The organism is Aquimarina sp. RZ0 (assembly GCF_008370685.1).
GTDB lineage: Bacteria > Bacteroidota > Bacteroidia > Flavobacteriales > Flavobacteriaceae > Aquimarina.
This window is the reverse complement of sequence record NZ_VTZU01000004.1, coordinates 170741-191914: the sequence shown is the minus strand read 5'-3', so window position 1 is coordinate 191914 and position 21174 is coordinate 170741. Positions and strand designations below refer to the sequence as shown.

Sequence of the window (21174 nt, the reverse complement as noted above, 5' to 3'; positions counted from 1 at the left end):
TTGATGAATCAAATTAAAGAATAGCCATAGCTATTGTTTCATTTTATGAAGAAAATATAGTAGAAAAAGAATGTCATTAGATGCGAAATTTTTATTCGTAAATCGTATGATACCTTCTTTTATCAAATGTTGATATTCTTCTATTCCTTTTACATTTTGAGAAAAACCATACCAGCTATCACCAATAGAAGACACACCCAATCCAATTATCATGTTAGTTTTGGATGCTGTATAGCCCATAAAATTGCGATGCAACGTTTTATACGATTTATAACTAAAAATTTCGCATATTCATCGTTTCTTTTTCCTTTCTACTTCGTTTAAAAAATAAACCGTAGCTATAGCTATGCTTGATTTTTTTGCCTTGCATAAAGAAAAAATAATTCAATGAATTTATACGAATTTTTTAATCACAAATCGTATTATTAATTAGATTTATACACATCTACTTATTGCTTTTTGGTTATTGTCTGTACTTCTGATTACTTGTCTCTGCGTTTCTCTGGTTCATTCATGTAACACCAAAAAAGGAATCGTGATATGATAACTTATCTTTTCAATCGTAGGATGAAATAAAATTCTTTGAAAAAAATTAAGGTTTTTGGCGATCATCGTTATCATATCAATATCTCTGCTTTCTACAAAACATTGTATTGCCTGTTCTATGTTAGAATTAGATAAGAAATGAAAACTATGCTCGATATCATCTGCCAGATAATCATCCAGATAATCTTTATTCTTTTTTTGTAGATTGGTTAGTTCCTGTTCTTTCTTTGCTATATGCAAAATTCTCAGCGTCGCTTGATGTATAGTAAGCACATTGGTAATCGTATTTAATACCTTGTTTTTATAATAGATATTATAATCTGTAGGGAATGCAACTTCAGAAACCTCAGAGTATCTTGCATTTTCTGGTATAACCATTACCGGGCATTTTACCTTTGTGATGACATCACCAGTATTACTACCTATAGTCTTTTCTTTTAGTCCAGAGGCACCTTTTGTCCCCATAACGATAAAATCAATATTCTTCTCTTCTATTTGTTTTCTTATGGTATCAATAAAGAAAATATATTCATTGCTTGTAAAAAATTTATGCTTTGTGTTTAAGGGAAGTTTTCTTATCCTTTTAAGCAGTAATTGCATCTGCTCTTTATAATTATAAGTGATTTCTCCCAAGACAGTGTCTTTAGATCTGTAAAAGGAATCTTCATCCATTATCTCTTCATATGGAGAAATATGTAGCAAATAAAAATTACATTGTACCTTCTTAAAAAATGATAACGCATATGTAACAGCATTCCACGAGTTTTCAGAAAAATCTGTTGGAATTAATATATTCTTCATTTTTAATACTTTCTAATAAAACAAATGTATTAGGATGTATCAATGAAAAGAATGATAAAAATCAGTTTATGCCATTCCCAAATGAAATTATCTGCTAAAACCAGTTCTTTTTGTTTCACACTTCAAAACAAAAAGCATCGATAGCACTATACTATCTATGACTTTTCTTTCTCGTCTGAATTAAAAAATAATTTGATTCAGTTTACTATAATTTCATCTATCAACTGGTATTATACGTTTTCTTCTGTATTTATTCTATCGTCTGGAGCTTTTGTAAATTTAAAATTTTGATGGTACGTCCTTCAATCTCGATAAGACCATCTTTTTTAAAATTAGATAATGTACGTATCAGGCTTTCTGTAGCAATACCTGCAACACTGGCAAGATCGTTTCGCGAAATTTTGATACTCTCCTTTGGCTTTTTATTTAATATTTGTGCAAATTGAAGGATCGTCTGCGCTGTCTTTTTTCTGACTGAGCTATACGCCATTTGTAATAATTGTTCTTTTATTTCGGATAGATTATCGCTGAGCAATTCCATCAATTCTATAGAAATATTTTTACTCTTTTCTAATATCTCTTTGAGATCGTGTTTTGATATCCCTGCAAATTCTGAGTCTTCTACTGCGGTTGCTGACTCTTGATACGGAGTGTTATCTATAAACGAGGTAAATCCCAGAAAATCATCTGCTTTATATAATGCAGTAATTAATTCCTTTCCACTCTCATCCATTTTATGTGTTTTTACTACTCCTTTTAATATGAGATATATTTTATTAGAATGCTCTCCTTCTTTAAAAATAAGTGCTCCTTTTTTATGAGTTACTATATCGCCATGATCATCAAAAAAATTCTTGAGTTCATTTAGGTTCCTAAGACCGCCTTCATCTTCTTTTTGAGGAATATCAGAAAATTCTTTTAGTCTGGAAGAAAGAATCTCTGCTTTTGCCAGACGACTTTCTATAGCATTGATTAATTCATCTTCATCAAAGGGTTTGGTCAGGTAATCATCTGCTCCCATATTCATCCCCTTTCTGATTTCTTTATGTTCTGTTTTGGCAGATAAAAAAATAAACGGTATTTGACTGGTATTGGTATCCTGTGCTAATGCTTCTAAAACACCATATCCATCAACTTCTGGCATCATAATGTCACAAACAATAATGTCTGGTTTTTCTCCTTTTGCCTTCGTAATCCCAATTTTACCATTAGGAGATGTAATGACTCTATAGTCTGACAACGCTAACAGCTCTGCAGTATTTTCTCTTAATGCGGTATCATCTTCTATTAATAGAATAGTTTTCATAATTATTTAGAATTATTGGCAACAGGTATTTGAACAGTAAAAGTAGAACCCTGACCTTCTGTACTGGTAAATGTAATACTCCCTCCAAGGTTTTCCAAATGGCTTTTTACAATATTAAGTCCAATTCCTGTTCCTTGATCTAGTAGTGCATTTTCTGCTCTAAAATATCTTTTAAAAATAAACTCCTGCTCTTTTTCGGGGATACCGATCCCCTGATCAATTATTTTAAAAGTAAACATATCATCCTCAAAACTTACCTGCAGATCTACAACAGAGTTTTCTCCTGAGTATTTGACAGCATTATGGATAAGGTTTGATAATGTTAGTTCTAAAATCTTTTCATCAAAATCTATGATATAGTCATCAATATCGTCGGGATAACTTATTCTTTGTCCATCTTTGAGTAACATATTAGCATTATATACTACCTCATTCACAACTTTACTAAGCGGGAAACTATTGAATTTATAGGTTACTTTGCCAGTTTCCAGCCTTTCTATTGACAAGAAATCATTTAGAATATTATCTAAATATTTCACTTTATTTTTTATGGTATCCAAATGTTTGTCTCTTTTGGACTGTTGTTCGAATTGGGTATATTTCCCGATTAAGGCGGCAGAGGTGAGAATACCACTAAGAGGCGTTTTAAATTCATGAGAAACCAGAGAGAGGAATTTAGTTTTCAGCTCATTAAGATCTCTTTCTTTTTTTAAGGATTCTTTTGTGATAGCTTCTGCTTCTTTACGAAGTTTTATCTCTTCTTCCAGCTCTGTTATAGTGCAATGAAGCTCTTCTGTTCGCTTTTCTATTTTGCGCTCCAGCTCTGTATTTAATTCATATATTTGTTTCTCTTGTTCTTTGCGAAGTGTAATATCACTTACTAAGGCCATCACATAATTATTATCATAGATCACAAACGGATTTAAACCTACTTCGACCGGAAATTTTTTACCATTTTTTCGGATCCCAAAAAGGTCTCTACCGATTCCCATTTTTCTTTTTCCACTATGATCTACAAAATTCTCGAAATGATTGTGATGATTCTTATGATATTCCTGTGGTATTAATATTTGCAGTTTCTCACTTATTAATTCATCTTCTTCAAACCCAAAAATTTCATTGGCAGCCTCATTGGTAGCAACAATAATCTGATCATCATTAACTACAATAATTCCTTCTGAAATCGCTTCAGAAAGTATCCTGAAAATATTATTATTCTTTTCAAAAACTTTCATTCTTCAAAAGTAATGATTTTGTATAGTTACCAAAACTGATTTTTATCATAAAAAACATTCTTCTGAACCTATAAATTTATGATTGATCGTATAAACTGCTCTGATGAAACCTGAATATTACCTGTAAAAAACTACAATTGCTTTTTAAAAAGTTTATCTACCTAATCATCTATAGTATAAAACTGATTTTTATCATATTTTAAAAAGTCCTGGCTGCCTACTTTTACTTTAAAAATAAAACATACTACTATGACATTATATGCTAAAATAAATGCTGATTTCTCAGAAAACTATATTGGATACTCTGCACTGGCAATCATTGCTTCGACCTGTTTAGGCTCTATTGCAATTATGACAACTTTATTTGACGGCAATGGTCCACTACAAATGTTCTTTGTTTTCTTAACCGTCGTTGTCTGTAGTGCTCATAATGCCGCTATCTTAACGGTACAAAAACCTAAATTAGTGCTAGATCTGTTAATTATCAGCCTGGTAGTTAACAGTTTATTACTTATCGGAAATAACTTGTTTTAACCACAACATACCGGTTATTTTATATTCACATAGATACAGGCGGATTTTTCTTTAAAGAAATCCGCTTGTACTTTTACCTCCATTGATTGATATCATTTTTTTTAATCATTCTCATCCCTAATTATATACAACAAAAGTTCAGATTATTAGGAGCATTCTATTCCTCAATTTTACCTGGTTCTAACTTGATGTAATACCATTTTTATTTATGCTTTAAAAAACAAAAATATGAAACAGACAAAATCTAGCTATCTATTTTTTTTGATCATATACGCGATGCTTCTATTAGCAGCATTCATACTTCCTTTTTTTACTGACCGGGAATATTCTTTACTTAAAAACACATTAAGTGAATTAGGAGCACAAAATACTCCGTACAATTGGATTATGAACTTTATTTTTATATTGTTGGGTTTTATAACTTTTATTAATGGGTTTAAAATTTTGCACAAACACCATCTCCAAACGCTGTTACTTTTAGTTTTTTGTATTTCTTTGGTATTGACAGGGATATTCTTATCAGCTCCCCTGAATCGAGAGCTGGTATTTGATTCATTTCAGAATGAGATGCATGCCATCTTTTCGACAATCAATGGAGTCTCTTTTTTTATATATGCTTTATCTATTAGTTTTATTGCCAGATGGAGCGAACAAAAAATGGCTTCGATTGTCATTGGAATTATCGTTTTAATATTGTCTTATTCTATTTTTATCCATTCTGGCTACAGAGGAATCTATCACAGAGGTATTTTTATTATTGCTTTTGGGTGGATACTATATTCTTTTAAATTTTATGAGTTTACTATATCAAAAAAAGAGTATTTTAAGATCCTAAATAGAAAATCAAAATGAAGGATAACTTTTCTAATATTATAGATTCTAAAACACCTGTGATCATAGACTTTTTTGCTGATTGGTGCGGACCTTGTAAAATGTTGACTCCTATTCTAAAAGATGTAAAAGATGAACTGGGAGAACATATAAAAATTGTAAAAATAGATGTTGATAAAAATCAATCACTCGCAGCAAAATATCAGGTTAGAGGTGTACCCACTATGATGTTGTTTAAAGAAGGAAAACAACTGTGGCGCCAATCAGGAGTTTTACAAAAAAATGATATTATCAAAGTAATCAATATGCACCGTTAGTTCGCTCCCTGATATAGTATCAAAATATTTTATTTCTTTATGCCAGTACTGATTTATAATTACCCATTAAAATTTGTTCATTTTTATTGATACTTCAAAATAAAAAGAAGGGTCCTGCCATGCCTAATTTTCTTTTTTGTTTAAACAAGAAATCCCTGCTTTTTAGTTCAATTCAATACAAAGCAGTCTGAAATTTTTTTTTCAGACTGCTTTGTCCTAAGAATTAGTATTGAAGTGGTTTAAGCTTTTTTTAAATTGCTATAAAATGCTCTATATTTTGAAGGTAATTACAGGTTTATTTACGTGATTGGCAATATCTTCTCCGATACTTCCATTAAAAAAATGTGACAAACCTTGCCGACCGTGGGTAGGAAGCGCAATAATATCTGCATTTATTTTTTGACTATAGTTAAAGATGCCGCTCTCTACAGAGTAGTCATTTCTAATTTCAATTTTATCAAAATTTTCCAGGTTGCCAGCATCTGCTTTAAAAAGAAACTCTTTGATCTGTGTCTCGATTTGATCAGAACTTTTAAACCTTTCTCCCGGAAGGTTTATGTACACCAAATTAAAATTTGCTTCAAAAGAGTTGAACAATTTAATTGCATTATGATATGGACGTATATTTTCCATTTTAAAATCGCACGCGAATAAAACCTCTTTAATATCAAATGAATCAATTTGATTTTTTATCACCAAAACAGGTATATCAGAAGTGCGAACGACTTTTTCTGTATTAGAGCCAACAAAAATTTCACTCAACCCACTGCTTCCGTGAGACCCCATCACAATAAGATCTGCTCCATTTTCTTTTGCCACTTCATTTATCTCACTGAAAATTCTATAATTACGAACAGTTTCTGTGACTTTAACTCCTTCCAGATATTCTTTGTTTAGAAAGGTTGTAAATCTTTTTTCTGCCAGTTTCAAATAGTAAATAGCCTCTGCTGCTTCCTGAGCTTCATCTTTAATAAGAATTGCTTCAGAGAGTCCTAACATATGTAAAGCTACTATTTCTGCTCCTTGTTTTTTTGCAATATCTGCAGCTACCTGCAATGCATATTCTGAATGTTCTGAAAAATCTATGGGTACAAGAATTTTTTTCATGATTAAGTGTTAAGTGATTTTATATCATCAAAATTATAAGATGTCTACACTAATTTATATGATAATTATCATACTATGACAAACTTCAAAAATTGCAAGATTTACAGTATCTTTCCTTAAGATAAATGATTTTAAAAAATGCAAAAACATTATACCATTATTGTCACAGGAAAAGTACAAGGGGTTTGGTATCGAAAAAATACTCGAAAAAAAGCCTTGGAATTAGGGATACAAGGATTCGTGAAAAACCAAATAGATGGCAGTGTTTATATCGAAGGAGAAGGAGAAGAAAACCTGCTCAATATGTTTTTAACCTGGTGTAATGAAGGTCCCGAATTTGCAGAGGTATCTGATGTTTCTTGTAAGGAAGACACTCTGGTATTTTACAAAGGTTTTGAAATCTTATAATAAACAAGTATCATTACTGTATTATGGAAAAATATATCACTGCATTTTTTAATGCAATTATGGATAATATGCATTGGATCTGGGATTCTATACTTTTCAGAGTACCTTGGTATTCCAATTATTTCTGGGGAGTCATCTTGATTTCGATATTAATTTGGGGATTAGAAATAACATTTCCCTGGAGAAAACAGCAATCCATTATTAGAAAAGATTTTTGGCTAGATGGATTCTATATGTTCTTCAATTTTTTTGCTTTCTCAATTATTATTAGTGGGTTTTATAAAGTATTCGAGTTATTTTTTGATACTATAGGAATTTCTTCAAAAAGCCTCACAATTATTGATATCTCTGGAGCATCGATGTGGGTTCAGTTACTTCTATTTTTTATCATTCTGGATTTTGTGCAATGGTTTACTCATGTCCTACTGCACAAATACCCGTTATTATGGAGATTTCATAAAATACATCATTCTGTAAAAGAAATGGGGTTTGCCGCTCACCTGCGATATCATTGGATGGAAAATATTTTTTATAAACCATTAAAGACTCTGGGAGTTATGATACTTGGCGGTTTTGAACCTGAACAAGCTTACATTGTCCATTTTTTTGCCATTACCATTGGGCACCTTAATCATGCTAATATTAAAATTACCTGGGGGCCCTTAAAGTATATTATTAACAATCCGGTTATGCATTTATACCATCACTCCTATGTAGTACCGCGAGGAACCTATGGGGTTAATTTTGGGATTAGTCTGAGCCTTTGGGATTACATTTTCAAAACGAATTATGTTCCAGAAGACAGTGGGAAAATAAAACTTGGATTTCCTGGTGATGAAACTGTTCCCAGGAATTTCATAGGGCAAATAGTATACGGTTTTAGAAAATCGAAAAACACGTAAAAATAAAACAATTGTAAATACTGTTTCAAAATCTGAATAATGAACTCATCTTGACTACTGCTTTGACTGACACAATTTACATGTTGCACGCTAATTTTGTTGGTTTTTTAAAGCGTGGCTATGCTGAAAAAAACCTACTTTAGTATCGTACAAAAGTCAAACTTTTTGGTTGAAAACCACTACTCAAGATGAGTTCAATACGTAAAGAAATACTGTCAAAACGAAAGATACAAAACTATAGCATATATTTGCTACAACTTTATTTTCTTAAAAAACATCTATGAAATTTACGGTTTCAGTAAAAACTTAAAAAATGAATAGCATCCTATTTTTATGGAAAAACCATTAATTCTATCTGGAATTTTCATTATTATTGTGAATATTGATTAATTTACATTTAAGGAATTCAAAAAAATTACTGATAATTTTAGCAATCACGATTTATTAAAAAGATATATATGGCAGATGAGCGGATGGAACAGATAATCAGTAAGGCAATTCAAGGAAATGAATTACCTTTTAATACGTTTCTTAAAGAAACATTTACCGCGTTACTTCCTAAGCTACTTGTACTAACAAAATCCAGAGATGAAGCCAAAGAAGTTTTTATTATTTCTATGCAAAAATTCTGGGAATGCTTCGTAATAAAACAGCAAAAATTACCTCATAATAGCATTGGATATATTTATATAATGTGTAAGAATGCCTGGTTACTTCAGAAAAGAGAACAGGAACGTATTGCGGTTTTAAATAATGAAATTATTCATACACAAGTTGATAATCAAATTAATGAAAGTCCAGAAAACAGTGCATTTGACCGTGAAATGGAAGCAGAAGAACATACACTTAAACATAAGGCACTGACTATGGCTTTGGAAACATTGTCTCCTAAATGTAAAACTATTATGGAAACAGATCTGGATCCTAAAAATCAGTTAAAAAGCTTACAAGAACCATTAGGGTATACTAATTATCAGGCACTAGTACAGGCCAAGTATAATTGCAAAAAAAGATTGGTGAAAAAAGTATACGAATTACTAAACCAACTTAAAGAGACTACCTTACTAAACAGATGATTATGGATGCCGAAGAAAAAGATATCGCCTTAATTAACAAGTATTTGGACTTCCAGCTTTCTGAGAAGGAATTAGTTTCTTTTGAAAAAAAATTAACAACAGATACTAATTTTTTTCAAAAATTACAGACCTACCAACAAAGTGAAACTATAGTCACACAAGCTTTTGAGAATTCAAAACATCAAAAGCGAACTGAACAATGGGACAAGATACTGGATAGTGAGGAAAAATTAGAAAAGAAGCATATTCCCTGGCGGTGGATTGGTGGTATTGCAGCTGGCTTTATCTTAGTATTGAGTATATGGCAATTCAATAATGGACAACAAGAACCTGATATCAATACACGTATAGCAGATGCCTGGAACAAAAAGATTGGATTGAGCTATAATATCATAAGAGGAGAAAATAAGGACTCAATCAGACAAATAATTCGTTCTGCTTTTGAAAAATATGAAAATGGTGATTATCAGAAAGTTATCACAAAACTAAAAGATATTAATCAAACTCAAGAGGCGTATGAGGATGCATTATTACTCCGAGGCTTATCTCTTTATAGGACAGGAAACACGACGGCTGCATTGCAAACATTGGATTCACTAATCCAGCATCCTACAGGAAGAAAATCATATGTAGCTAAGTGGTATGAAGGGCTTATCTATCTTGATGAGGGTAACCTCAAGGCTGCCAGGCAATTTTTAGAAATTCCATCAGATAATAATCAGGAAATAAAATTAAAGTAAACTACCTCGGGGCAAGGATACGAGGCATTTATTGAAAAAAAACATTTTGACTTCGAGGCAAGCCTCGGAGCATTTAAATCTCGATTATCGAGTAATGACTTCGGTATGTAATTTCATTTGAAAATTGAATTATACAATTTGTGATTAAAAAATTCGTATAAATTCATTGAATTATTTTTTCTTTATGCAAGGCAAAAAAATCAAGCATAGCTATAGCTACGGTTTATTTTTTAAACGAAGTAGAAAGGAAAAAGAAACGATGAATATGCGAAATTTTTAGTTATAAATCGTATTAGATACTGTTTTTATAATATACTTTTTTACGTACAATAAAGACATCTGTTTACATACAAATTGAATTTCATTTTTTGACTTTAGTTTATTAATGCTTACTTCTTCTCAAAAAAAATATGTAACTTTTGATATCCTAAATGGAAGAATTTTCAACATAAAATACATGTCAAATATCTTTTTTATAGATGAACTAAAGGCTGATAACAATCAGGCACTGGAAAGCTTATTTAAAAAATATTACAAAGTACTTGTTATTTTCTCTAACAATTATATCCACGATAGAGCAATTGCCGAAGATTTGGTACAAGATGTTTTTGTTATGATATTCGAAAAAAGAGAAACGCTTAAGATCCATACTTCTATAAAATCATTTTTATATACATCTGTTCGTAATCACACGCTCAATTACATTAAAAAATCTAAATCTCTGGTACACCATCAGCATATACTCAATGATATAGATGCAATGGATACTGATGTATCCGAGATGATAGATCTGGCAGAACTTTCAGAAAAACTATACAAAGCAATTGACAAACTTCCTAGTCAAAATCAAAAGATATTCAGAATGAGCAAGTTGGACGGTTACTCTAATCAAGAGATTGCAGATCAGTTAGGGCTAACCAAAAGAACCGTAGAAACTCACATCAGTAATGCCTTGAAAAAATTAAAAGAGCTTGTGAAAAAAAATAATCTGATATTTTTTTATTTTTTTTACGTGTTTCTATTTTTTTGTTGTCATAGTGTCAAATAATAAACGATGAATATGGGCAAACAACCTATTGATGATGATCTTTTGATCCGATATTTAGAAAAAGACGCTACAGAACAAGAAACTATTTTTATAGAAGACTGGATTTCGTTTTCTGATCAAAATAAAACATATTTTAGAGAGCTCACAAATCTTTGGAGTGCTTCTAATTCTCAAAAAGATCTTAACGATATTGATATCGAAAAAGATTGGAAAAAAGTACAAACAAGAATTAACACCTTAAAATTAAAGAAAAAAACCAGAAAACTCACTCCAGCTATACTATGGAAAATAGCAGCTGGATTTGCATTACTTATTGCTATTAGTTTATATCAATATACAGAAAATCAAAAAATTACGCTTCTTGCAATTGATGCTCCCGAAAAATTTGAGCTCCCGGATGGGTCTTTGGTTTGGTTAAACAAAGGCAGTGAGCTATCATACAAAAAAGAATTCTCCAGAAACTCTAGAGACTTACTATTAAAAGGAGAAGGTTATTTTGAGGTAAAGAAAAACCCTCATAAACCTTTCACAATACAATTAAACAATACTAAAACCAGCGTATTAGGAACACAATTTAACCTAAAAGAAAATACAGATACGTCTGTAGCATTAGTTTTGGTAGAAGGTAGTGTAGCGTTTAGTACCGAACAAGAACAACTAATTGTTGCTCCAGGCGAAAAAATAAGTTCAAACCTTTCTGGAAACCTTTTAAAAGTCAAAAATCCAGATGCTAATTTTATGGCCTGGAAAACAAGAGTTCTAAAATTTGATGAAACTCCAATGACTAAGGTTATTCAGGATATCAGTCAATTGTATCAGATCACTTTTTCGATAGAAGATAAAGAATTACTGAGTTGTCATCTTACCATGCAATTTGATCAGGCATCTCTCCAAAACGTCTTAGAAACTCTTCAAATTCTTTATGAAATTGAATATCAATTAGAGAGCGAAAATACATATCGAATTAAGGGAGGAAAATGCTAACTGCATAGCAACAAAAACTCCAAACAAACAATCAATATTTTACATTAACTTATTAAAATGAAACTAGTTAGTACATTTTTCATGATACTTCTTACAGTATTTTGTAATGCTCAGGAAGAAAACAATTCAATTTTTGATATACAAATTGAACATTTTACAGTACAAAATCAAAGCTTAAAAAAAGCGCTAAAACAACTCGAAAAACTTAGTGGTACTAAAATCGGATATGCTGGAGACACTACTGTTTTTGACAAAGAAATAACTGTTAATCTACAAAATAAAACGGTTAGAGAAATTTTAGAAGAATTAATGACAGGTACAAGATATCAATTCAAAGTATTACAGAAAAATATCTTGCTGTTCAGGAAAAAAACTGAAAGAAAAACTATCAATGGATATATAAAAGAAAAGGGAAGCGGAGAACACCTGCCTGGGGTATCAATATATATTCCTGAGTTAGGTCTAGGCACCATAACAAATAATTATGGCTTCTACTCGCTTACATTACCAGAAGGGCATTATAAATTACTCATCTCTTATTTAGGGTATGGAACTATTAATACAGCTATAAATCTTATAGAAAATTCTGAACTTAATATTGATCTGCAAATAGTAGAAGAGTCCTTAGAAGAAGTACTGATCACAGATCAAAAGGTTACTCGACAAAGTCAAACTACACGCATGGGAGTGACTCCATTAAAAATTAGCGATGTAGCAAATACACCTTCTCTTTTAGGAGAAAAAGATGTATTAAAAACGTTACAATTACTTCCTGGTATCCAATCAGGAGTAGAAGCAAGTTCTGGAGTGTATATCAGAGGCGGTACTCCAGATCAAAACTTAATTATTCTGGATGAAGCGCCCGTATATAATTCTAATCATCTTTTTGGATTATTTTCTGTTTTTAACGGAGATGCCATAAAATCTGTTGAAGTTTTTAAGGGAGGATTTCCTGCAAGATTTGGAGGACGGCTTTCTTCAGTAATTAATATTAATATGAAAGATGGTAATAAAGAAAAACTAGAAGGCAACGTTAGTCTTGGGATTATTTCTTCTTCTGCCTTATTAGAAGGCCCTATCAACAGAGGCAAAACATCATTTCTTATCAGTGCAAGAAGAACCTATGCTGATCTAGTCTCCAAACCTTTTCAACCCAAAGATCTTGCAGTAGGCTATTATTTCCAGGATGTTAATTTTAAAATCCATCACGTGTTTAATACTAAAAATAAATTATTCTTAAGCACCTACTATGGTCAGGATAATTTTACTTCTAAAAACAGAAAAAATAATGATAGAAGCGATAACAAAATTGCCTGGGGCAATATCACTTCTACACTCCGTTGGAACCATCAATTCAACAGTCGACTTTTTTCAAATACATCCCTAATATTTAGTAATTACAAATTTAAGGTAGCAGCAGAAAACGAATCTCAGTATATCAATTTCACATTTAATACAAGTTCTGGGATTAATGATTATGGTTTTAAAACTGATATACAATATCTCCCAAACCCAAAACATACTTGGAGTTTTGGAGCTGTAGGTATCTATCATAACTTCACACCTCAACGATTTGTTCTCAAGGAAACTGGTATTGATGACATCAATAAAAGTCAGGAATTGAATTCTTTTGAAAGCGCTGTTTATGCGGAGGATAATTGGCGTATTACTGATCGATGGAGTTTTTCTTCTGGATTACGGTTTAGCAATTTTACATATAAGTTATCTAACTATGCTGCTCTGGAACCCAGGCTTACTGTAGCCTGGAGAATGACTCCGGATATAGCAATTAAAACTTCATATTCTAAAATGAATCAATATATCCATCTATTGACCAACTCGGGAATAGGCTTACCTACTGATTTATGGGTTTCCTCTACAGATAAAGTGAGACCCCAACTCTCAGAACAGATAGCCTTGGGTATAGCAAAAGATTTTGGAGATACGGGATACTCATTAACAATAGAAGGGTATTACAAAAAAATGAACAATGTTATTTCGTATCGGGAAGGCGCTTCATTTCTTGTTCTGAGCGATCTGGAGAGTGGAAAAAATGTTTCCTGGGAAGAAAATATCACCATAGGAAAAGGCTGGGCATATGGTGCTGAATTCCTGTTCAGAAAACAACTTGGAAAATTAACAGGTTGGATCGGGTACACTATTGCTAAATCCGAGAGGCAATTTGACGAATTAAATTTAGGAAAAAAATTTAATGCCAGATATGACAGAAGACATAATATATCTCTGGTAGGTATTTATAAGCCTAACAAAAAAATAACTGTATCGGCAAACTGGGTATATTCATCCGGGCTCAATTATACATTACCTAATCTCCAAACAGCAGGTTCTGATGATCAATTTCCGATTGATTCAGGATCCGATGTAATAGGAGATCCTGTATTTGAATTCGCTACAAAGCGTAATAATTTTAGAGGAGAAGCATACCACCGATTAGATCTCGGGGTGCAATTTCACAAAAAAACCAAAAGAAACAATGAGAGAACCTGGGGGTTTTCTCTATACAATAGTTATGGCAACAGAAATCCTTTATTTTACTATGTCTCCACTAACAATACCAGCTTTACAGCTTTGGGAGGTGATAACTCAACAGCTACAGAAAAAACACTAAGGCGTTATTCATTACTTGTATTTATTCCTTCTTTTAATTATACCTTAAAATTTTAAAAAAATGAGAACTTATTTTTATTTGATTCTTTGCCTATTACTCAGTTTATATAGCTGTGAAGATATTATCGATCCTGATGGTTTATTGGATAACAATGAATCACTGGTAATCATTAATAGTTTTATAGCTCCACAAAGCGATGTTATCGCTGTCAAGGTTTCCAGAACAGAGTTTATAATTGGGCAACCTATTAATGATTTTAGTGTCGACAATAAATTTGCCATTACAAATGCTATTGTTTCTATAACCGATGAAGATGGAGCAAGCGTAGACTTACCATACTCCGAAAATAATTTCAGATACCAGATTATGGCATCAGATTTTTCGATCGTAGAAGGAAAAAGGTACTTTCTCAAAGTAATAGTCAATGAAAAAGAATTTAACGCCTCTTGTAGAATTCCTGATAAAAGAATTCAATCTATTTCTGAGCTTCTAAGTGACAAAGAAGATGACGACAAAGGCTCTGTAAAGGTTGTAAAAGTACGATTTGATGACATTACAGAAACTCAAAATTTCTATATCGTAGGTGCAAAAATTGAAAACACAGATCCCAATATATTTATTTCTAGAAATTCATTTGATTTTGAATCTGATCGCTTTGCTACCGACAATCTGGGAGATGGAACAACAATAAGTTCTGAAGGAATCTTAAGAAAAAATGACTTTTTAAGTGGTAATATTTTAAAACTACAAGTGGCCAATGTAGAGCAAATTTTATATCAATCGTTACTCGCTTCTTATCTTAATTCCCAAAGTGAGGGAAGCCCTGTAGAAGAAGTCATAATTCCTCCTAATAATATATTGGAAACTGGAGGTTATGGCGTTTTTGCTGGCTTCCAGTTAACCGAAAAAGAAATTACATTTTAAAATAAATTACATAACATTCTAAATATATCGTATGTGTAGTTGCTGATTTCGAGCTGCAGTAGATTTTCAGTGATACACATAAGATTTGATTAATATTTTTAAATAAAAACAAATGAAAACTAAATTTTTAATAAACCCTTTGCTATTACTAGCGCTATTATTTATCTCTTGTAGTACCGATGATGATACTCCTAATAATAACAATATAGATATGAATGAAATTGTGATCCCATCTGATCAAATTTCCAGCATAGATAAACAGTTATTATCACAAATTAAAAAAGCAGGAATCCTATTTGACGCCGATGAAATCTGGACTGGTTTTAATCTGACAGAAACACCTATGTATCTTGTGCATAAAAACAAAGAAGGGAAAGTAGACAGAGGAATTATAATCAATCCACAGTCTGCTATAAGCAATGCTTTAGAAATTGATGAGGAAAATAATAATGGATTAGAAGTTTATCGCTATGATGATGAAATTCTAAGAGCTTTTCAATTGATCACATCAGATACTGGAAATGGGTTATATGATTTTAATTTTAAAATTGATAACCAAAACTACTATCTACAGATATATAGTGATGATGAGGTTATTGCTGGCGAAGAATTGGCAATATATCCTGGTGGTTTCTTTGATCCGGATACAATCACAATTGGTGCTATTGATTTTATACTTCACGAAAACTTTCATACATACCAGGATAGCTGGAATCCAAAAAGAACGTCAATTAAAAATATAGAACAGCATCAAAAATCATCAATCTCTAAGGAAATACTGGAACTAAGAACCTTAACACATCAGATCTTTAAGGATTTCCCTAATGGAGCTATCAGTCGAACCGTTCTGGAAGAGAAACTAAAGCAATATGTAGCAATCAGATCTAAAGAAAGTGAACTGGATTCATCTATAAAATATGCATATGATTTATCAGAAACGGATGAAGGGAGTGCACGATATATTGAAAGAATGGCTGTAAGAGCACTTTTCCCAAAAAGATCAAATGAGTCTTTTATTCCAGGAAGTGTATTAGATAATGACTATGGAATTACAAATCAAGAAATTCTTACGTTAGTATTTGATTCTGTATTATTATATGAAATTGGAGCTTCTGTCTGTTTGGCAATCAGTACTATTGACAGAGAAGCTCTGGATGATATAAATACTGATAAAACGTTGTTTGAAGTTGCAAAAAACCTTTTCAATATGAGTGAAACTGAACTTGCACAACAATTACAGAATGCTAAAAACTCAGTAGATTGGAATGCGATACAAACTAAGGTATCAGTGTGGCAAACTCTAAACTAAGATTGTAGTAATTACACGCTTATCCAAATTGGGAAGATGTACTATAATACCAGTTCTATTTTAAATAAAATATAAGTATATCATGTAAACTTTCTTTGGATCAAGAAGCGCAAATTTTAATGAGTAATTTAAAAATGGAAAAGGTGTAATACGATTTGTGATTAAAAAATTCGTATAAATTCATTGAATTATTTTTTCTTTATGCAAGGCAAAAAAATCAAGCATAGCTATAGCTACGGTTTATTTTTTAAACGAAGTAGAAAGGAAAAAGAAACGATGAATATGCGAAATTTTTAGTTATAAATCGTATAAAACAAATCCTGAGTACGAGTAACATATACTATATGCAAACTGGCTTAAGTTTTATAAAACTTAAGCCAGTTATATTATGATTACAGATCAAAAACTATTGAACAATTATTTTTACTGTTTTAGCTGATCGGACTTTTATATCTCCTATCCTTAAAAAATAAACTCCAGATGTGGCTTCTGACATATTTAGATTTATTTTGTACTCACTTCCTACCCTTGTTAAGGTTTTTGTGGATAGCTGTTGCCCTAACATATTAAATACTCCCATGTAGACCATTCCATCGTATGAATCATCTGATTTCAAAGTAATTTCATATCTATTTTCTGGCTTTGTTATAACAAGTAATTCAGAATTATTAAATTGCTGTTCTTCGGTACTTAAAACTGCATCGATAACCACTGTATAATCCTGAATTTCTCCAAAATTATAATCTCCACAAGGATCGTTAACATCTCCAGTTACCGAAGTATCTATAGCTTTTGCTCTTAACACATGACCCCCAATAGGAGCTCCCACAGGAATTACCAAATTAAAATCTTCTAACTCTTCAAAAGATTGAAAAAGTTCTCCCTGGATCAATTGCTCAGAAGGTTCAAAAATAGTATTATCATTAAAATCAATCCAAACAGAAAGAGCCATCGCTCCTAGTGTCAAATCCAGATTTTGCTTTACCTGTAATACATATTCATTTTCTCCAGCAACATTAAGAAGCATTGTCGAAAGATTAGTACGATCAGCATATCCCCTTACACCAGATACTCCCTCTGTATTACAACCATTAATACCATCATCAGTATTAATCGTATTGAGAACAAACTTTTTTATACCACTTGCTCTGCATCCTTCTAAAGCTTCGGGCACACAAGCGGTATGTGTTATACGCTTTGAAATTGCATCATTCCCTGATTGTAAATCACCGTTCAGATTTGTTCTTACCTCTATTTCATAAGTTCTACCAACAGTACTCAAATCTACTTGCGTAGTAAACGTATAAGAAACTGTTTCCTCTGCTGCAATTATCCCTGAAAATGTTTCAGTAACTGGGGTTCCTCCATCTACAGCATATTGTAATTCTGTGCTCGTAATGGTTTGTCCTCCGAAATTTGTGATCTCAACTGTAACATCTTCCAGCCCTAATCCAGCTCCTGTAGATGGTATTATGATATTAGTGATTCCTGCATCATCAGTGAATAAATTTGTCACCCTTTGGCTAGCACTATTATTCTCTGAAAATTCATCATTGTTCAAGGCTGTTCTTACTTCAATAGCATATGTCTGCCCAACATTGGATAAATCAATTGTTTGTGTAAACACATAAATATCTGATTGGTTTCGATCCAAAGTTCCTGTATAGGTTTCTGTAGCAACCAGATTTCCATCAAGCCATAATTGTATTGGAATATTGCTCTGAGGGATAGTTCCAAAGTTTCTTAGTCGTACCTCAACTGTTTCTGAACCGGTAAGAAAACCATTAGTATTAGGACTTGAAATAACATTTACTCCTACATCATTTGTCAGACCGGACACCAATCCAAAAGACGCAATCCTAGTAGCCCATACATTATCTGATTTAAAATATTCTGCAGTATGCCAAAAAGTAGATTGATCCGGATCCATAGTAAGATGTGAATAATCACCAAATCTATTTGAAAATGTCTGTACTCCCGCACCTTCAATGATCGATTCTTCTGCCAGCGTCATTTCTCCCGTAGTATCATCCGAAAATCTACCTGTATATCTAATACCAGCAGCAAGCGTAGCACTAGCGATATTAAATGCTAACCCTATATTTCCATTTTCATCCATACAAGCACTTCCCATAAATCGACTATGACCATCATCAGGCGCATAAGTACCTTCCTGAAAGATTGTCCAACCGTCTGTATTATTATTTCTCAGTTCAATCCAGCGTATCCCAGAGGTGTCATTACCATCAACATCCACATTAAATGTAATTAGCCAGGAATTGTGATCTGCAAAAGATCGATAATTTGCTGCATATGATATCACTCCTCCAAGGGCATCAATTTTCTGAGTGGTTCCTGGTTGTTCTATATCTCCAGATCCGAATCTTGCAAACACACTGTCAAAAGGAGCTGTAGCCACTTCTAATGGTTGTGAAATTGTAGAATTTGCAGGGTTAGCAAAATCTATATCAATTTCCCATATTTTAAGATGATCTTCGGTGATAGCAGTACTCCAGCCATCATCTTGCAGATATACGATATATCCGGGAACATCAACAGGAAAGTCAAACCCTACCAGATTTGCAGGTTCCGGACTAAAAATTGTAGTGGGATTACGCCTAATACCAGGAAGATCGAAACCTATAATCTGAGGATCACTTCCACCTGCAATCATTACCTCTCTCTCCAATGCATATGTAGTATTACCGGATGCCTTGTTCGCTGTCAAATAATAACCATCTGGCCAGATAGAATAATGGGGGTAATCTGGAAAATCATCCAAAGGAAACTCATATACATTATAAGCACCTGTAGGATCAGGGGTATCAGACACAGCAATGATTAATGCATTATCTGATTTTCTAAACTGACTTACAAAAAAGCGATCTGCCAGATGATCATACAATATAATGGGATCACCATCATTATTTCCAGTGCCTAAAAAATCAGCTAGTGAAGTAGGACCTGCTAGTAAATTCCCATTTTTATCAAAAATTTTGATCGCTATATTTACTCCATGTACATAATGATTAGGACCTGCTGCTCCCGATGGATCTGGCGGCAATTTCCCTCCTGATTCATTGATATTAGTTCCTTCAAAATTTACAAGTAAATTTTTAGTAGCAAAAACTCCAAATTTTTGCTGTCTCGACGGATCCGGACCTAATGGTAGAGCGTTTTGATTTACTTTTTCATTTGCTCTCAAATTATTTGATACTATAGTTACCTCTTTTACACTTTTTGAGTGACCCTTTATTGTTGGGTACTCTTTAAATACTTTTGTTTTTCCTATAAAAGTACCTTTAGCAATACTAGAAGGACCTCCTGATTGTTGCGCAGAAATTGTAGTTACTATGCCAATTGCACATATGACATAAAAAAAGATTTGTCTCATTGAAAAAATTTAAATTCATTTATTTAATGGATAAAAAGCAGTTAAACGTTTTTGATGTAAACAAAAAATAAAGACTTTTAATTCAGGAAAAAGATTTTCCAGCTCCATATTATTATTTATAGAGTAAGAAAGCTTCATAAAGAATTGTATGTGAAAAAATTTGTTCTAATCAGTTAATAGTTTAATAATCTACATTACACCATTAGTTAAACGTTTATAAGAGCTTTAACCCTAGCTTTTTATTGAAATTTTAGTTCAAAAAGTGGTTCAATTTTTGTAATTGTGGGTTTATTTTTCAAGGCATAACTTCACTAAGTCTATAAAATCAAGATATTTATTACTAAAAAACAGTACTATTATTAAGGTTTTAACATTTTTAATACCTACTTATCATTCTTACTGTTTTGATATTTCTTTTAGTTATATTCTATTTTAAATCATCTAATTTGATCTTTATCAAAAAGTGTTACCTGTTTTATCCTGTTTTTTTAGTCACTTCATATAAATATTTTGGGGTATTCTAAAATATTTTCCTATCCTGGTATAGTAGTAAGTCCCATTTTTCAAATGAAATTAACTACTAAAATCATTTCTTCTTATTTCCGTTTACCGTGATGCTATCTAAGGCTGGTGTAATTATAAATTTTATTCGCTTTTCATTTTTAGTCCTATGAAATGTAAATGAACACTTATTAATTATTAAGAACTCTTGTATTTAAAAAGATCAAAACCCTTAGAAAAACCAATGTAATTACCATAATTATCTTATTAATACATTCCAGATAAGAGTAAACTATCTCAGGGCAATCCCACGAGGCATGTATTGAAAAAAAAATGATTTCGAGGCAAGCCTCCATTTAAATCTCGATTATCGAGTAAAATCACTATGTAATCAAAAACACAAATACAACGAAAACCATCTACATCAAAACTTTCTAACCGTGTTATATGCAAAGCATTGAAAAATCGTCAAATTAAGGATTTATATTTTAACTAAAAAAAAGTAATCTTAAGACTACTTTTACATGTGCCATAAATGAAATTAAATATTAACGAATTTTAAATATTATTCAATTTTATAAC

17 protein-coding genes and 1 pseudogene are annotated in these 21174 nt (G+C 32.0%); 12 read left to right on the top strand and 6 right to left on the bottom strand.

The annotated features are described in order from the left end of the window. Window positions 1-117 precede the first annotated feature (117 nt). From F0000_RS03565 to F0000_RS03550, 4 genes and pseudogenes are all read right to left on the bottom strand, one after another. Window positions 118-273 (bottom strand): annotated as a pseudogene (locus tag F0000_RS03565) (coproporphyrinogen III oxidase); the annotation flags it as partial. 234 nt (window positions 274-507) lie between these two features. Then, window positions 508-1347, bottom strand: a complete 840-nt coding sequence (locus F0000_RS03560) for a universal stress protein (protein ID WP_149623325.1) — start codon at window positions 1345-1347, stop codon at window positions 508-510. A 250-nt stretch (window positions 1348-1597) separates the two neighbouring features. Continuing rightward, window positions 1598-2653 (bottom strand): response regulator, encoded by a 1056-nt coding sequence (locus F0000_RS03555; RefSeq protein ID WP_149623324.1) that lies wholly within the window; start codon window positions 2651-2653, stop codon window positions 1598-1600. Window positions 2654-2655: 2 nt separating this feature from the next. Continuing rightward, window positions 2656-3888 (bottom strand): PAS domain-containing sensor histidine kinase, encoded by a 1233-nt coding sequence (locus F0000_RS03550; RefSeq protein WP_149623323.1) that lies wholly within the window; start codon window positions 3886-3888, stop codon window positions 2656-2658. A gap of 249 nt (window positions 3889-4137) precedes the next feature. Between F0000_RS03550 and F0000_RS03545 the strand changes: the two genes are divergently transcribed. The 3 genes from F0000_RS03545 to trxA all read left to right on the top strand — a co-directional run bounded on the left by F0000_RS03545 (window position 4138) and on the right by trxA (window position 5570). Next, window positions 4138-4422 carry a hypothetical protein gene (locus F0000_RS03545; protein WP_149623322.1) on the top strand — a complete coding sequence of 95 codons (285 nt, stop codon included), beginning with the start codon at window positions 4138-4140 and terminating at the stop codon, window positions 4420-4422. Between the two features lie 228 nt (window positions 4423-4650). Further along, window positions 4651-5274, top strand: a complete 624-nt coding sequence (locus tag F0000_RS03540) for a DUF998 domain-containing protein (RefSeq protein ID WP_149623321.1) — start codon at window positions 4651-4653, stop codon at window positions 5272-5274. Continuing rightward, window positions 5271-5570 (top strand): thioredoxin, encoded by a 300-nt coding sequence (gene trxA / locus F0000_RS03535; RefSeq protein ID WP_149623320.1) that lies wholly within the window; start codon window positions 5271-5273, stop codon window positions 5568-5570. The genes F0000_RS03540 and trxA overlap by 4 nt, the downstream gene beginning before the upstream one ends. A 270-nt stretch (window positions 5571-5840) precedes the next feature. On the opposite strand, the gene F0000_RS03530 is transcribed toward trxA, so the two are convergent. Next, window positions 5841-6677 (bottom strand): universal stress protein, encoded by an 837-nt coding sequence (locus F0000_RS03530; protein WP_149623319.1) that lies wholly within the window; start codon window positions 6675-6677, stop codon window positions 5841-5843. 138 nt (window positions 6678-6815) lie between these two features. Here F0000_RS03530 and F0000_RS03525 point away from each other — a divergent pair, with 138 nt between their 5' ends. The 9 genes from F0000_RS03525 (at window position 6816) to F0000_RS03485 (ending at window position 16697) form a co-directional block, all read left to right on the top strand. Beyond that, entirely contained in the window at window positions 6816-7085 is a 270-nt protein-coding gene (locus F0000_RS03525; protein ID WP_149623318.1) for an acylphosphatase, read from the top strand. Window positions 7086-7108: 23 nt separating this feature from the next. Continuing rightward, entirely contained in the window at window positions 7109-7987 is an 879-nt protein-coding gene (locus tag F0000_RS03520) for a sterol desaturase family protein (RefSeq protein ID WP_149623317.1), read from the top strand. A 458-nt stretch (window positions 7988-8445) separates the two neighbouring features. After that, entirely contained in the window at window positions 8446-9063 is a 618-nt protein-coding gene (locus F0000_RS03515) for an RNA polymerase sigma factor (RefSeq protein ID WP_149623316.1), read from the top strand. Window positions 9064-9065: 2 nt separating this feature from the next. Then, window positions 9066-9803 (top strand): tol-pal system YbgF family protein, encoded by a 738-nt coding sequence (locus F0000_RS03510; protein WP_149623315.1) that lies wholly within the window; start codon window positions 9066-9068, stop codon window positions 9801-9803. Window positions 9804-10260: 457 nt separating this feature from the next. Further along, window positions 10261-10851 (top strand): RNA polymerase sigma-70 factor, encoded by a 591-nt coding sequence (locus F0000_RS03505; protein WP_188112012.1) that lies wholly within the window; start codon window positions 10261-10263, stop codon window positions 10849-10851. Window positions 10852-10863: 12 nt separating this feature from the next. After that, window positions 10864-11835 carry a FecR family protein gene (locus tag F0000_RS03500; protein WP_188112011.1) on the top strand — a complete coding sequence of 324 codons (972 nt, stop codon included), beginning with the start codon at window positions 10864-10866 and terminating at the stop codon, window positions 11833-11835. Window positions 11836-11892: 57 nt separating this feature from the next. After that, entirely contained in the window at window positions 11893-14520 is a 2628-nt protein-coding gene (locus F0000_RS03495; protein ID WP_255452605.1) for a TonB-dependent receptor, read from the top strand. A 4-nt stretch (window positions 14521-14524) separates the two neighbouring features. Next, a complete protein-coding gene (locus F0000_RS03490) occupies window positions 14525-15388 on the top strand; it encodes a DUF4249 domain-containing protein (protein ID WP_149623312.1) in 864 nt (287 codons plus the stop codon). 112 nt (window positions 15389-15500) lie between these two features. Then, entirely contained in the window at window positions 15501-16697 is a 1197-nt protein-coding gene (locus F0000_RS03485) for a hypothetical protein (RefSeq protein ID WP_149623311.1), read from the top strand. A gap of 406 nt (window positions 16698-17103) precedes the next feature. Here F0000_RS03485 and F0000_RS03480 read toward each other — a convergent pair whose 3' ends face one another. Further along, window positions 17104-20091 (bottom strand): GEVED domain-containing protein, encoded by a 2988-nt coding sequence (locus F0000_RS03480; RefSeq protein ID WP_149623310.1) that lies wholly within the window; start codon window positions 20089-20091, stop codon window positions 17104-17106. Window positions 20092-21174: the final 1083 nt, after the last annotated feature.